The organism is Billgrantia bachuensis, assembly GCF_011742165.1.
Taxonomy (GTDB): Bacteria; Pseudomonadota; Gammaproteobacteria; order Pseudomonadales; family Halomonadaceae; genus Halomonas; species Halomonas bachuensis.
Genome location: NZ_JAAQTO010000049.1, coordinates 21,530 through 35,169, shown reverse-complemented (window position 1 = coordinate 35,169; position 13,640 = coordinate 21,530). Strand labels below are relative to the sequence as shown.

The 13,640-nt window shown below is 65.2% G+C and carries 18 protein-coding genes; 7 read left to right on the top strand and 11 right to left on the bottom strand.

Annotation, left to right across the window (positions count from 1 at the left end; genetic code table 11):
* Positions 1-24: 24 nt before the first annotated feature.
* From HBJ55_RS17000 to trmB, 4 genes are read right to left on the bottom strand one after another with little or no spacing between them, the layout of a single operon-like run.
* A complete protein-coding gene (locus tag HBJ55_RS17000) occupies positions 25-396 on the bottom strand; it encodes a diacylglycerol kinase (RefSeq protein ID WP_167117674.1) in 372 nt (123 codons plus the stop codon).
* A 31-nt stretch (positions 397-427) separates the two neighbouring features.
* Entirely contained in the window at positions 428-1,906 is a 1,479-nt protein-coding gene (dacB, locus tag HBJ55_RS16995; protein ID WP_240936168.1) for a D-alanyl-D-alanine carboxypeptidase/D-alanyl-D-alanine endopeptidase, read from the bottom strand.
* Positions 1,907-1,927: 21 nt separating this feature from the next.
* Positions 1,928-2,260 (bottom strand): DMT family transporter, encoded by a 333-nt coding sequence (locus HBJ55_RS16990; protein ID WP_206022730.1) that lies wholly within the window; start codon positions 2,258-2,260, stop codon positions 1,928-1,930.
* Positions 2,257-2,964, bottom strand: coding sequence for a tRNA (guanine(46)-N(7))-methyltransferase TrmB (gene trmB, locus HBJ55_RS16985; RefSeq protein WP_167117668.1), 708 nt, complete (start codon positions 2,962-2,964; stop codon positions 2,257-2,259). The genes HBJ55_RS16990 and trmB overlap by 4 nt, the downstream gene beginning before the upstream one ends.
* Before the next feature lie 318 nt (positions 2,965-3,282).
* Here trmB and HBJ55_RS16980 point away from each other — a divergent pair, with 318 nt between their 5' ends.
* From HBJ55_RS16980 to HBJ55_RS16955, 6 genes are all read left to right on the top strand, one after another.
* Positions 3,283-5,160, top strand: coding sequence for a beta-ketoacyl synthase (locus HBJ55_RS16980; protein ID WP_167117938.1), 1,878 nt, complete (start codon positions 3,283-3,285; stop codon positions 5,158-5,160).
* A gap of 82 nt (positions 5,161-5,242) precedes the next feature.
* Positions 5,243-5,722 (top strand): pantetheine-phosphate adenylyltransferase, encoded by a 480-nt coding sequence (gene coaD, locus HBJ55_RS16975; RefSeq protein ID WP_167117665.1) that lies wholly within the window; start codon positions 5,243-5,245, stop codon positions 5,720-5,722.
* A 77-nt stretch (positions 5,723-5,799) separates the two neighbouring features.
* Positions 5,800-6,048 carry a YfhL family 4Fe-4S dicluster ferredoxin gene (locus HBJ55_RS16970; protein ID WP_167117662.1) on the top strand — a complete coding sequence of 83 codons (249 nt, stop codon included), beginning with the start codon at positions 5,800-5,802 and terminating at the stop codon, positions 6,046-6,048.
* A 79-nt stretch (positions 6,049-6,127) separates the two neighbouring features.
* Positions 6,128-7,513 carry an MATE family efflux transporter gene (locus HBJ55_RS16965; RefSeq protein ID WP_167117659.1) on the top strand — a complete coding sequence of 462 codons (1,386 nt, stop codon included), beginning with the start codon at positions 6,128-6,130 and terminating at the stop codon, positions 7,511-7,513.
* A 90-nt stretch (positions 7,514-7,603) separates the two neighbouring features.
* Positions 7,604-8,914, top strand: coding sequence for a short-chain fatty acid transporter (locus HBJ55_RS16960; RefSeq protein ID WP_167117656.1), 1,311 nt, complete (start codon positions 7,604-7,606; stop codon positions 8,912-8,914).
* A gap of 153 nt (positions 8,915-9,067) precedes the next feature.
* On the top strand, positions 9,068-9,577 hold the full coding sequence (locus HBJ55_RS16955; protein ID WP_167117653.1) for an acyl-CoA thioesterase: 510 nt from the start codon (positions 9,068-9,070) through the stop codon (positions 9,575-9,577).
* A 12-nt stretch (positions 9,578-9,589) separates the two neighbouring features.
* On the opposite strand, the gene HBJ55_RS16950 is transcribed toward HBJ55_RS16955, so the two are convergent.
* From HBJ55_RS16950 to HBJ55_RS16940, 3 genes are all read right to left on the bottom strand, one after another.
* The gene (locus HBJ55_RS16950) at positions 9,590-9,862 is read right to left on the bottom strand and encodes an I78 family peptidase inhibitor (protein WP_167117650.1); all 273 of its coding nucleotides are present in this window, start codon (positions 9,860-9,862) and stop codon (positions 9,590-9,592) included.
* Positions 9,863-10,034: 172 nt separating this feature from the next.
* Positions 10,035-10,166 carry an entericidin A/B family lipoprotein gene (locus tag HBJ55_RS16945; RefSeq protein ID WP_167117647.1) on the bottom strand — a complete coding sequence of 44 codons (132 nt, stop codon included), beginning with the start codon at positions 10,164-10,166 and terminating at the stop codon, positions 10,035-10,037.
* A gap of 106 nt (positions 10,167-10,272) precedes the next feature.
* On the bottom strand, positions 10,273-10,407 hold the full coding sequence (locus tag HBJ55_RS16940; protein ID WP_167117644.1) for an entericidin A/B family lipoprotein: 135 nt from the start codon (positions 10,405-10,407) through the stop codon (positions 10,273-10,275).
* Between the two features lie 138 nt (positions 10,408-10,545).
* Here HBJ55_RS16940 and HBJ55_RS16935 point away from each other — a divergent pair, with 138 nt between their 5' ends.
* A complete protein-coding gene (locus tag HBJ55_RS16935) occupies positions 10,546-10,971 on the top strand; it encodes an HIT domain-containing protein (protein ID WP_167117641.1) in 426 nt (141 codons plus the stop codon).
* A gap of 9 nt (positions 10,972-10,980) precedes the next feature.
* On the opposite strand, the gene HBJ55_RS16930 is transcribed toward HBJ55_RS16935, so the two are convergent.
* From HBJ55_RS16930 to HBJ55_RS16915, 4 genes are read right to left on the bottom strand one after another with little or no spacing between them, the layout of a single operon-like run.
* Positions 10,981-12,018: a nickel/cobalt transporter gene (locus HBJ55_RS16930; RefSeq protein WP_422674212.1), complete on the bottom strand. Its 1,038-nt coding sequence runs from the start codon at positions 12,016-12,018 to the stop codon at positions 10,981-10,983.
* Complete coding sequence (locus HBJ55_RS16925; protein WP_167117639.1) at positions 12,018-12,692, bottom strand: DUF1007 family protein; 675 nt, start codon at positions 12,690-12,692, stop codon at positions 12,018-12,020. Before HBJ55_RS16925 ends, HBJ55_RS16930 begins: the two co-directional genes overlap by 1 nt.
* 33 nt (positions 12,693-12,725) lie before the next feature.
* Complete coding sequence (locus HBJ55_RS16920; protein ID WP_167117636.1) at positions 12,726-13,085, bottom strand: hypothetical protein; 360 nt, start codon at positions 13,083-13,085, stop codon at positions 12,726-12,728.
* Positions 13,085-13,636 carry a hypothetical protein gene (locus tag HBJ55_RS16915; RefSeq protein WP_167117633.1) on the bottom strand — a complete coding sequence of 184 codons (552 nt, stop codon included), beginning with the start codon at positions 13,634-13,636 and terminating at the stop codon, positions 13,085-13,087. The genes HBJ55_RS16920 and HBJ55_RS16915 overlap by 1 nt, the downstream gene beginning before the upstream one ends.
* Positions 13,637-13,640 lie beyond the last annotated feature (4 nt).

Sequence of the window (13,640 nt, the reverse complement as noted above, 5' to 3'; positions counted from 1 at the left end):
CCCTGAAGCATGGCGTTGCGGAATTCAGCCGAAGAATTTCTGCCAGACGAGCAGCCCCCAGGTGAGGCCGGCGGCTACCAGCGCGATCATTACCGCCGCCGAACCGATGTCCTTGGCGCGCCCCGACAGCTCGTGGTGCTCGGTGCCGATGCGGTCCACCACACTCTCGATGGCACTGTTGATCAGCTCCACGGTGAGTACCAGCAGGCAGCTGCCCACCAGCAGGATCCACTCCACCGGCCCGGAGCCAACCCACCAGGCCAGCGGCAGCATGACCACGCACAGGGCCAGTTCCTGCCGAAACGCCGTCTCGTGGCGAAAGGCGAACTTGAGCCCCTTGAGCGAATAGCCCGTGGCATCGAAGAGGTGCCGCCATCCGGTACGCGCTGGTTTCATCGTCTCGCTATCCTTAACTTGCGGGTAGGCCTCAGTGCGCCGCGATCATGCGCTCCAGGTCCCGGGACAGGGGGTCCAGCACCTGGGCCCAGTTGAGCCAAGGCGTGGATGCGGTGCCGTTGACCAACACCGTGAACACGCCCCAGCGCCCCGAGCGGGTGCGGAAGTAACCGCTGGCGGCGCGCACCGCGTGGGGCTGGTTGAGGGTGCCGGTCTTGAGCATGATGTGATCCTGGACCAGCGGCGAGCCACGGCGAATGAAACGCGACACGCCATTGACCGGCGACTGGAAGCTGGCAACGAAACTGGGGAACAGCGAGGTCCGGTGGAACATGCTTTCCAGCAACGCGTTGGCACCCTGTGCCGAGGTGCGGTTTTCGGTGGTCAGGCCACTGCCGCTGAGCATGATCACCGGGCCATGGTCCGGCAGCCCGGCCACGTAGTCCTGGATCGCCTCCCCCGCCTGGAGCAGGGTCGCCCGTGGCGTATCGACAAGATTGAGCGCCAGCACGTCGGCCATGAAGTTGTTGGAGTAGTTCATGATGTGCAGCAACAGCTCCTGCATCGTCCTGCCCTCCACTTCTGCCAGGGTGCGGGCGGAAGCGGAAGGTGGCTCGATGCTGGTGACGAAACCATTGCCGATGGCGATTCCCGCCTGCTCTAGCATGGCCGAAAGGGTACGCGCCGTTTGGCGCGCGGGGTCGCCACTGGCACGGTAGACATCGCGAGGCGCCGCATCGAGCGCAATGTGGCCACGCAGTAGCATGACATCCCCGTCTTCCCGGGTGACGCGCTCGGCGCTGAACTCGGTAGCGCTGCCGGGTGGGCGCGTCTCGAGCTGATTATCGATGCCCACTATCAGGGTCTGGCTATCGCAGCTGAAGACCCGTGCGGGCTCTCCGGCCGCGGAGCCCGGCGCCACGTTGACGCACCAGTTGCCATGGTTGACCCCGGCCGAGGAGAGCAGCGCACTGTAGCTGTTGGCGGCGCGCGACTGCGCCTGACAACGATCGGTAGTGATGCACTCCACCGGCCCGAAGCGCCATTGGCTGACCACCAGGCGCCCCTCGACCTCGCGCACGCCGGCCTGATGCAGTCGCTGGGTCAATCGCCACAGGCCCTCGCTGGCAAGCGCAGGGTCGCCGCCGCCATCGAGGATCAGATCACCGCGCAACACGCCGTCGGCACCGAGTTCGGCGGCGCTGACCAGTCGCGTGGTGAAGCGATGCTGGGGCCCCCAGCGATCTAGTGCCGCCGCCGCCAGGTAGGCCTTGGACACCGAGGCCGGCGACAGCTGAAGTCCCGGTTCGATGGCGCCCAGCACCTCACCGGAACGTCCACCATCCCCCAGCAGTCGGGCCTCGGCGCTGATCAGGAAACCCTTCTCGAGCATTTTCCCCAGCTCCGGAAAACCTGCCCCGGAAGCAGCCAGGGGGAGCCATAGTCCACAAAGCAGGGCCAGGCTACGCAGCCTGACAGCGGTACGAGACATCATGACGATACGATCCATCCAGAACTCAACGAAGCCGAATCAATGGGCAGAAATACGTGAAAAGAGCTGGATCACCACCACGCCGGCGATGATCAGGCCGATACCCAGCACCGCCGGCAGGTCGGGTCGTTGGCCATACACCACGACCCCGACCAGGGCCACCAGCACGATACCCAGGCCGGCCCAGATTGCATAGGCGATGCCGACCGGGATGGTACGCAGCACGAGCGACAGCATGAAGAAGGCGATCGTATAGCCGACCACTACCACCAGGCTGGGGACTAGGCGGGTAAAGCCATCGGTGGCCTTGAGCGCACTCGTGGCGACGACTTCCGCCACGATCGCCAATGCCAGATAGACGAACGCCATCAATCGACCTCCTCTACCCCATCGGGGACCAGCTGCGGCGCGTGGGGCAAGTCCGCCACCAGACGCCAGAGAGACTGACCGCTGAGGTGGTACTTGCGTTCAAAAGGCGTCAGGTAGCGCTCGCCGGGAACGAAGGGTTCCACCGCAGCGGCCACGGCGGTGACCTGCTTCAATGCCTGGGCGAACTCCTCCACGTAGAGTTGCCAGTTGGAGCGCAGCTCCAGCCGACCGCCAAGCGCCAGAATCACCGGCAGCACCGGGTGACCATGCCAGCGCTGCTTGAGGTGCGCCGACTTGGGATAGGGGTTGGGGTAGAGCAGATAGTGCCGCGCCGGCTGCCAACCGGCGGCCAGCGCCAGGCGCCAGAAGTCCACCAGGTCGGCACGCACCAGCATGGCATTGCTTCCCACCTCGCCATGCTCCCGCGAGAGCCGGTCGGCACTGCGATCCACGCCGATGACCAAATGATCGTCGAAACGTTCGGCCAGTTGCCGCGTCGACAGCCCCACGCCACAACCGGCATCGAGGATCAGCGGGCGGCGCCCGCCTTCGCGCTCGTACCAGGCGCGGGCACGCTCGAACGCCTCACGGGTGTGCTCGGCCACGGGCTTGCGCAGGGGGTGGACCAGGGCGCGCTCGACTCTACGCGCAACATCCTTGTGCGGGCCGAGCTGGTTGGTCGCGATGGCACGGGAGGTGGCATGCATGGCGGAAGCGGTTCGGTAGCTGACGAACTGGCCATTCTAGCAGCCATGGCGCAACAGGCGAGGAGCAAAAAAAAGGCGCACCCAAGATCGGGAGCGCCCACATACCCACTCGTATGACTCAAACAGCATCGTCAGCATAGCGCTTTTCGCGCCTCATTTCAAACGTTTGTTTTATACCTGTCGTCCAGAACTTGCGCCGCACGCCCATGACGGCGTCCCGAGGCGGGTGCTATGATCGTCTCCCTTATCTATATTACCGACTCGCACGAACAGCATAACGAGGAAAGCGGCTTGTCACACTTACCTGTGATCGTCGGCATGGGCGGCGTCAACGCTGCCGGTCGTACCTCAGGCCATCAAGCATTTCGTCGCACCGTGATCGACGCCCTTCCTGAAGCCGAGCAACAAGCCCTGCTGCTTGGCCTGGCCGCGCTGATGGGGCTGGGCAGCTGCCGGGAAGGCGCCTGGTACGATGCCGCCGGAAATCCCATCGCCGCCAGCCGGCTGGCCGAGAACTGCCGCGCGCAGGTGCTCGACCACACCCTGATCCGGCGCATCGAGGATCCCCGCTTCAATGACGACGGACTGCCGGCCAATCGGCGCGCCGGTCTGGGCCTGGGGTCGGAACTGACCTTCAGCATTCGCCGCCGCCAACTGCCCGAACGGCTGCCGCCGACCTGGCAGGTCCGTGAGCTGGACCGCCACACCCTGGAGGTCACGGTACCACCGGGTGAGCTCGAGGTGCTGCTGCCGGAGACCCGGCCGGCCCAGGTGCGAGCCGCCGGTCAGCTACCCAGCGGTTTCGACCCCAGCCGCTACTATCGCAGCGTTCATCACCCCCGCGGCCTGTCGATGTCGATTTTCGCGGCCAGCGACTGCCTGGCCAGTTGCGGCCTGGAGTGGGAGACCCTGCGCGATCGCCTCGACCCCGACGACATCGCCGTCTATGCCGGCAACTCCATCGGTCAGCTCGATGACGAAGGCTGGGGCGGGCTGCTCAAGAGCTTCGTTTCGGGCAACCGCGCCACCTCCAAGCAGATGCCGCTGGGCTACGGGCAGATGCCCGCCGACTTCCTCAACGCCTACGTACTCGGCAGCGTCGGGGGCACCGGCGCCGTGCTCGGCGCCTGCGCCAGCTTTCTCTACAACCTGCGCCTGGGCGTCGAAGACATCCGCAGCGGCCAGCGCCGCGCGGTGATGGTGGGCACTTCCGACGCCCCGGTAACGCCCGAGATCATCGAGGGCTTTCGCGCCATGGGCGCGCTGGCCGACGATGACAGCCTCAAGGCGCTGGACGCCCTGGAACTGCTCACCGATGCCGACTATCAGCGCGCCTGCCGCCCCTTCGCGCGCAACTGCGGCTTCACCATCGCCGAGGCCAGCCAGTTCGTGCTGCTGCTCGACGATGCCCTGGCGCTGGAGCTCGGCGCCGAGATCCTCGGCAGCGTGCCGGGCGTGTTCGTCAACGCCGACGGCTGGAAGCGCTCCATCTCCGCGCCCGGTATCGGCAACTACATCACCCTGGGCAAGGCGGCCTCATTGGTACGCGATATGCTGGGCGAAGAGGCGCTGCGCGAGCGCACCTTCCTGCATGCCCACGGTACCAGCACGCCCAAGAACCGTGTGACGGAATCCCACGTCTTCGACCTGGTCGCCCGGGCCAACGGCATCGAGCATTGGCCGGTCGTGGCGGTGAAGGCCTTCGTCGGCCACTCCCAGGGCAGCGCCGCCGGCGACCAGCTGACCAGCGCGCTGGGCAGCTTTGCCCATGGCATACTGCCGGGCATTCCCACCCTGGACGCGGTAGCCGCCGATGTCCATGCCGAGCGGCTGCGCTTCTCGGACACATCGGTGCCCTTCGCTGCCGATGCCGCCTTCATCAATGCCAAGGGCTTCGGCGGCAACAACGCCACGGGTGTGGTGTTGTCGCCCGCCGTGACCGAGCGCCTGCTGGTGAAACGCCATGGCGAAGCCGCAGTTGCGGCCTGGCGCGAGCGACGCGAAGTAACCCGCCAGGTCAGCCAGGCCTACCTGGCCCAGGCCGATGGCGGGCACTACCAGGCGCGCTACCGCTTCGGTGAAGGGGTGCTGGAAGGGCCGGAACTCGACGTCAGTGCCACTAGTATCAGCATTCCCGGCTATTCACGCCCGGTATCACTGGCGGTGGATAACCCCTTCGGCAAGCTGGACGACTGACACCCGTCCAGACGGCATTGTCGGCTCGGTCGCGGGTGATTACCCTAGCCCTTCCTGAGCCTGCAAACGTGAGCGGAGCGCCATGAAAATCGCGGTCTACCCCGGCACTTTCGATCCCATCACCCACGGGCATTTCGACCTGATCGAGCGCGCCTCGCTGCTGTTCGACAAGGTCGTGGTGGCGATCTCGGCCAGCCCCGGCAAGAATCCGGCGCTGGATCTCGACACTCGCATCGCCCTGGCCCGCGAGGTCTCGGCGGGGCTCGACAACGTCGAGGTGATCGGTTTTTCCGGATTGCTTACCGATCTGATGACCGACCAGCAGGCCCGCATCATCCTGCGCGGCCTGCGCGCGGTTTCCGACTTCGAATACGAACTGCAGCTGGCCAACATGTACCGCGCCCAGGCGCCCGAGCTCGAAAGCGTATTCCTCACGCCGGCGGTAGAGAATTCCTACATCTCTTCCACCATCGTGCGCGAGATCGCCAAGCTGGGCGGCGACGTATCCCGGCTGGTGCATCCCAGGGTCGCCGAAACGCTGCGCAAGCATTATAATACCTGACCGTATTACTCGGTGATTTCCGAGACGCTTTATCCAGGGCACGGCCGGACGCGGCCTGCCCGATCGCGAGGTAACCCATGGCCCTGATGATCACCGACGAGTGCATCAACTGCGACGTCTGCGAGCCCGAATGCCCCAACGACGCCATCTCGGCGGGCGAGGAGATCTACATCATCGATCCCAGCCGCTGTACCGAGTGCGTCGGTCACTATGACGAGCCGCAGTGCCAGCAGGTGTGTCCGGTCGACTGCATTCCGCTCGATCCCGAGCGCCGCGAGAGCCGCGACGAGTTGATGGCCAAGTACCGGCTGATCACTGCGGCTTGAGTCGACGTCACGCTGAGTGACAGCACTGGGCCGCGCTTCCGCGTGCCGTAGCGGTTTACCCTCATTGCCGAGATAGCGCGTGACCGAGCTCACCGAGACTCTCCATTCCGCCCGCCGACGCATCTGGACCCTGGCCTGGCCGATCATTCTCTCCAATGTCACCGTGCCGCTGCTCGGCCTGGTGGATACTGCGGTGGTCGGCCACCTGCCGGATTCACGCTACCTGGCCGGCGTGACGCTGGGCGCCACCCTGTTCAGTTTCCTCTACTGGGGCTTCGGTTTTTTGCGCATGGGCACCACCGGACTGACCTCCCAGGCGGTGGGCCGCGAGAGCGACAGCGAGGTGCGCAACCTGCTGGGCCAGTCGCTACTGCTGGCCATGGGCATCGGGGCGCTGCTGATCCTGTTTTCCAACCCGCTGATAAGCCTTGGCCTATGGCTGCTCGACGGCAGCGAGGTCGCCACCCGGCTGGCCGCCGAATATGCCCAGATTCGCATCCTTTCGGCACCGGCGGTGCTGGCCAACTACGCCATCCTCGGCTGGTTCCTGGGCCAGCAGAACTCGCGCGTGACGCTGGCCATCCTGGTGCTGACCAACAGCGTCAACATCGCCCTCGACCTGCTGTTCGTGGTCGGGCTCGGCATGACCAGCGACGGCGTGGCCTGGGCCACGGTGATCGCCGACTATACCGCGCTGGCCTTCGGCGCCTGGCTGGTCGCCCGCCAGTTGAAGCTGCTGCAGGGCCGCTTCCTGCGCGAGCGGCTGTTCCGCTTGCGCGCTTACGGCGAGCTGTTCCAGGTCAATGCCAATCTCTTCCTGCGCACCTTGGGGCTGCTGTTCGCCATGGCCTTCTTCACCTCGCGGGGAGCGGCACAGGGCGATACCATACTGGCCGCCAATGCCGTATTGATGCAGTTCATCATGCTGATCAGCTACGCCCTGGATGGCTTCGCCCATGCCGCCGAGGCGACCACCGGACGCGCCGTGGGCCGGCAGCGCTGGGAAGAGTTCGGTTCTGCCGTGCGCGCTGCCGCCGGGTTCTCGCTGACCACGGCCGCTATCGCGGCGCTCGCCTTCGCCCTGGGCGGCCATCATCTCATCGCCCTGCTGACCGGCCTGCCGGAAGTGCGGGAAACGGCCGGCGACTACCTGCCCTGGATGGTGGCCATGCCGTTGATTGCGGTGTGGAGCTATCTGTTCGACGGCGTGTTCATCGGTGCCACCGCAATTCGCGAGATGCGCAACAGCATTTTCATCGCCCTGGCCGCCTATCTGCCCATATGGTGGTTGACGCGGGCGCTTGCCGCCCCCGGCTACGAGAACCATGCCCTGTGGCTGGCGTTTCTCTCCTTCACCGTGGTGCGCTCGCTGGTGCTGGTTGGCTACTATTGGCACCATCGACGCAGCCACTGGCGACATGGAGATACCGGCGTAGCGTCACGACCGTTCCGCACTAGCCGTTGAAACCGCGCCACATCGGATCGTTAGGGCAAGGCGATACGTTTGCGCTACTTTTCCTAAACGCACTCAGGACAACCAGAAGAAGCGACTGCCATGCTCAGATTCCTTTCAAGACCCGCCGTCCGGCTGGTCGATCGTTACCTGCCGGATCCGTTCATCTTCGTGCTGCTGTTGACGATCATCGCCGCTGCCGCTGCCATCGGCGTGGAGCGCCAGACACCTCTGGCCGTGATGCGGTTCTGGGGCGATGGCTTCTGGAATCTGCTGACGTTTTCCATGCAGATGCTGCTGATTCTGGTGACCGGCTTCATGCTGGCCAGCTCGCCGCCGGTCAAGCGTCTGCTGCAGCGGCTCGCCGGCCTGGCCCGGAATGCCGGCCACGCCATCCTGTTGGTGACGCTGGTGTCGTTGGCGGCCAGCTGGATCAACTGGGGCTTCGGCCTGGTGGTGGGTGCGCTGTTCGCCAAGGAGCTGGCGCGCCTGGTGCGGGTCGATTATCGCCTGCTGGTGGCCAGCGCCTACTCCGGTTTCGTAGTCTGGCACGGGGGCCTGGCCGGCTCCATCCCTCTGACCATCGCCACCGAGGGACACTTCACCGCCGATCAAATCGGCGTGATCGGCACCGGCTCGACCATCTTCGCCTTCTTCAACCTGGCACTGGTGGCCTACCTGTTCGTCGCCATTCCGTTGGTCAACCGGGCCATGCTGCCCGACGACAAGGACAGCGTCTATGTCGACCCCAATCTGCTCGACGACGGTTCCGCCACGCGAGTACGCATTACTCGCCCAGCCGAGCGCCTGGAGAACAGCATCACCCTCGCCTGGCTGGTCGGCATACCCGGGGTAATCTTCCTGCTCGACCACTTCGTGCTGCGCGGCGGTGGCCTGAACCTCAACATCGTCAACTTCATGTTCCTGTTTCTAGCCATCGTGCTGCATCGCACCCCGCGCAGCCTGCTGGAGAGCCTCAACGAGGCGATCAAGGGCGGCGCCGGCATCGTCATCCAGTTCCCCTTCTATGCCGGCATCATGGCCATCATGGTGCAATCGGGACTGGCGGAAACCATGTCCGAGGGGCTGATCTCCTTCGCCACCGAGACGTCGCTGCCGTTCTGGTCGTTCATCAGCGCCGGCATCGTCAATCTGTTCGTGCCCTCCGGCGGCGGGCAGTGGGCGGTACAGGCACCGGTCATGCTGCCGGCGGCCGAGGCGCTCGGCGTGGACGTCTCGCGCGTGGCCATGGCCGTCGCCTGGGGCGACGCCTGGACCAACCTGCTGCAGCCGTTCTGGGCGCTGCCGGTGCTCGCCATCGCCGGCCTGAAGGCCAAGGACATCATGGGCTACTGCCTGATCCAGCTGATCATCACCGGGGTAATCATCTCGGTGGGCCTGACCTGGTTCTGAGCATCAATCGTACCGAAGAGCGCCCCGGCAGGCCGGGGCCAACTGCTCAGGCGCCGAGGCGTGCCGCTTCGCCTAAGACCCGAGGACCGACGCCATCCCTTCGCCACGACGAAGACGTTATGCTGTAGCAAATCCGACAATGGAAACGCTTTGATGGACGAACATGCCCTGCCCGGCCAGCACGAATTGATCATGACCGTGCTGATGACCCCCGACATGGCCAACTTCAGCGGCAAGGTGCACGGCGGCGCTATTCTCAAGAAGCTCGATGAGGTGGCTTACGCCTGCGCCAGCCGTTACTCGGGCCACTACGTCGTGACCCTTTCCGTCGACCAGGTGTTGTTCAAGCAGCCGATTCACGTCGGCGAGCTGGTCACCTTCCTGGCCTGCGTCAACCACGTGGGACGCTCCTCGATGGAGATCGGCATCAAGGTGGTGGCCGAGGAAATCCAGCGCAAGTTGATCCGCCATACCAACAGCTGCTACCTAACCATGGTGGCGGTGGATGCGGATGGCAAACCTGCGCGGGTACCGCCGCTGGCGCTGTCGACATCACTGCAGAAGCTGCGTTTCGACAAGGCGGCGCTGCGCAAGAAGTTGCGCAAGCAGGCCGAAGAGGCCGAGCGTCGTACCCAGGCAGAGCATGGGCAGAATGCGGAGTAGAGAAACAGGAATTCAACCGCAGCCGATGTCGGTGACGGTATCGCTGTCGTCGATATGGACGTTGATCCGGTCGCCCCGGTACTCCATGGTATAGGCGTGCCCCGGACGTATGACCCGCAGCGTGGCGGCACCGCTCTCACGGCGGATCGATTCGCCTAGCGCCTCGTCGTAGCGTCGACCGACTCGATCCTGAACGCGCTGCGCACCGCAGGCGTCCTCTCCACCCTCGCTGACCCGGGGCGGCTTGGGGGCGGGATCATGTGGGGCGTTGTTGGCATTCGACATGGAATTACAACCTGTCAGTAACATCAGGCCGACAGCTATCAAGCACAACCGCTGGGGGCTTACCATGCACAAGATCTCGCTAAAGTTGAGAGAAAGCAGGGAAAAGCTGACTCAGGCAGCACACGGGAAGACTGCCAGATCTCCCGTGCGCTGCCAGGCCGGACCGTAGGTGTTACTCGGCGGCGTCCTGCACGGCCTGACCGCCGCGCTCGACGTCCTCGCCGGCACCTTCCATCGTATTGCAACCCGCCAGGGCACCGGCGGCCATCAGCAGGGCGAAACTCAGGGCAATTGCTCTCTTCATGGTCATATCTCCTTGAAAAAATATCGGGAAATCCATTCCTTGCCTGAAGCAATGGCCACTTAAGCGTAACAGCCCTCTGCCGCTTTGCATAACCGCTAATATAAGGTTACGACGACGACTGCCGCTGGATCGCCTCGCCGCCCTGTTCGATATCCTCACCCATGCCGCGCATGGTATTGCAGCCACTCAGCAGCGATAGCGCCATAAGCGCCGCCAACAACGTCGCCACGGTTCGCTTCATGATCCCCTCCTCGTTTGCGTACAGGGTTACTCTCTCACTTTAGCTGCAGTCGATTCTCTTCGCTTGTTTCTCGTGCCAGGCGCTTCCCGCCGGCCTGTGTCATGATGGATTGCATCGTCGCCGTCAGGGAGAGGGAACATGTCGTCAGTACAGCTGGATGAACGCCTGGTCAGGGACAGCTATCCGGTAGCGGAGCTGCCACTATGTCAGCTGCGCCTGATGGACGATACCCGTTTTCCCTGGCTGATCCTGATTCCTCGGCGCGCCGAGGTCAGCGAAGTATTCGACCTGAACGAGGCGGACCGGCAGCAGTTATGGCGTGAGGCCAGCGAGGTGGGGTACATGCTCAAGGCCCTGACCCAGGCCGACAAGATCAATATCGCCAACCTGGGCAACGTGGTGGCTCAGCTGCACGTTCACATCGTCGCCCGCCTGCGCGGTGATGACGCCTGGCCGGGGCCCGTATGGGGACAGGGTCAGCCGCAGCCCTACGACCTGGATGGTCTGGCCAGCATGCGCGATCACCTTCTGGCGCGACTGGATGGTCTCAAGCAGCGGCTGTGAGCTTCCCGCTCAACCTCCCAGAGGATGCCCGCTTGACGATGACGCCGGCTCTGCCGGGCCAGTGCGGGCCGGCGGTTCCCCTAACAGGGGCCCCGAGGTGGGCTGGGCCACACCGGTGATGGAGAGCGAGATACCCAGCGTCATGATGGCAAGCCCGCCGCCCAAGGCAGCCCAGCTCAGCAGGCGCCCCAGCCGCTGCATGCCATTCTGCTTCTCCAACTGTCGTTCGGCCCAGCCACGCGCCATGACGCTGGCCAGCGCCAGGCCGGAGACGGTCAGTGCGGTACCCAACGCCATCACCATGACCGCTGCCACCCCGGCGGCAAACTGGCCCAGCAGGGTGGCCGCTCCCAGCAGCAGCACACCGCCGCTGCAAGGGCGAATACCGATAGCGACCACCGTGGCCAGCGCGGTACGCCAGTCGGCAGCCTGATGCGGGTCGACGTGGTGATGGCCGCCACAGCAGGCATGGTCATGGTCATGGTCATGGGAGTGACGGTGATGAGCATGCGCGGGCGCCCCGGCCGGGCGCCGCAGTTGGCGAATCGCTCTCAGGCATAGCCATCCGCCCAGCAGCGTCACCATCAGGAAGCTGGCCTGCTCGACCCAGGCGACGCTCCCCATCGCCTGGCGAGTGACCCAACCCAGGCCATGCACCAGCACCACGACCAGGCCGATGGCCACCAGCCCCTGCAGCAGCGAGGCGGCGAAAGAGAGCCCCAATGCCCGACGCACCGCACCGCCTTGCGAGAGCAGATACGTCGTCAGCACCGCCTTGCCATGCCCGGGGCCGGCGGCATGGAACACACCATAACCGAAGCTGATGCCCAGCAGCGTCGCCCAGGCAGCTGGCGAGGGCGTTCCGGAAAATTCGGTGATGGCCATGGTCAGGGCACGATGAAAGTCGCGCTGCCAGGCGACCAGTTGCAGGGTCAAGCCCTGCAGCCCGCCCAGGCCGAAGAAGAGCAGCGCCAGCGCGGCAAGGGCCAGCAGCCCCAATCCGACCCACCACGCCCTGGCAGGTGTTCCTGCGATCATCCTGGCCATCACTCGCATGCCACGACTCCGGTCTCGGCGAAATGCCGCCCCATGCCGGGCTCGGCTTGATCGTTGATATCGAGCATGGCGGCTTCCGCCACCAGTTCGGGATCGGGATCGGCGGGCAGGATGCGGGTGGTGCAACTCAGCTCGCCGCCGACCGTCAGCGCATCTTCGTTTGGCGTGTCGTCCTCCGCCTCGTGGACAACCTCCAGATAATAGGTGGGATCGAAGACCTGGTACTGCAGCGTCTGCTCGCTTAGCGGCTGGGGCTCGGCGAGCGGCAGGAGGAAAATGAACTCAACCCGTCCGTCGCGCTCCATCACGGTGTACTCGGTCACGTCGCCAAGGCTCAGCTCGTCATCCCCCACGCGCACCTCGGTGAAGAAATCGAACGGTGCCAGGTTGCCGCGAATCTCGCCTCCCAGGCGGTCGAGGCCCGCTTCCAGCCCGCCTTCGGTCCGGCTCAGCTCCTCGATGAGCACCAGGCTGTAGAAGGGATCCATGCGCCAGGCCTGATGCAGCGCTTCGACTCGCCCCTCCTCGTCGACTACCAGGCGCACGCGAATGTCGATCCAGCCATGCGGGTGGGCCAGGGCAACGCCGGGCAACAGCAGGGCAAGCAGACCCACCAGCCAGGCTCGTCTCGTTCCTGCGTGGCAGAGTTGACGCAAAGGTTTCATGTGGCAATCGGGCTCATGCAAACGGGTTGAAAATCATCGCGGTGCCAGCCCCAGCCGGCGCTGCAGCTCGGCCAGCAACGGGTCGAGCAGGTGTGGCGGCAGCGGCCTGCCGCCCCGGGTCGCCGTCAGCGATGCCCGGGCGCCTTGGCCTTCGGCAGTCACCTCGGCCCGAACCCGATAGCCCGGCCAGCGCGCCAGCACCGCCTCGACGCGCCCCAACTCGGCATCGGCATGGCGAATCACATAGCCCTCCTCCATCAACAGACCGACGACTTCCTGCAGGGTCGCTTCGGGTGCCGCCGCCAGCGTCAGTTCGCGTGGCTCCGGTGGCTGCATGGTGGTGGCACAGCCCGCTAGCACGACGAGCAACAGCGCAATGACAAGACCACGCATCAGGGCTCCTCCCTCGCTGGGGCGGCCTGCATGGCCTGGCGCAGCGAACTGCAGAAGGCGGTATCGCTGCCACTCCGCGTTTCGCGCAGCTCGCCCCGCCAGTCGATCACCTGGATGTCGCGGCTGGCACGCACCCAGCCCTCGTCGGCAACGACCGAGACACGTTCGAGCTGAGTGGCATCCTGGGTAATGCTGCCGCCGGCTCCGCCGAAGCCGATCATCACGCCGGAGGACACGCCACGGCCGCCACCCAGGCCGAATCCGCCGAAGAAACCGGTCCGCTCCCAGCTGTCGTAGCGATCGCCGTAGCCCGGAATGGTCCGGGTGCGTTCGGCGCTGACCACCCCCAGCGCCAGCTCGGTATCGCGCACGACGAAATCTTCCGACTCCAGCGCATCGAGGGCTCGGCGCACCCACTCGCGGGATTCGATGCCGCCGGTTTCCCAGCGGCACTCGGCTGCGGGCCGCGGCTCTGCCGAGGGCAGTGCCGACGGCGTCGTCTGGCAGCCGGCCAGCAAGGCCAGGCCGGGCATTATCCACCACAGACGCATGGAG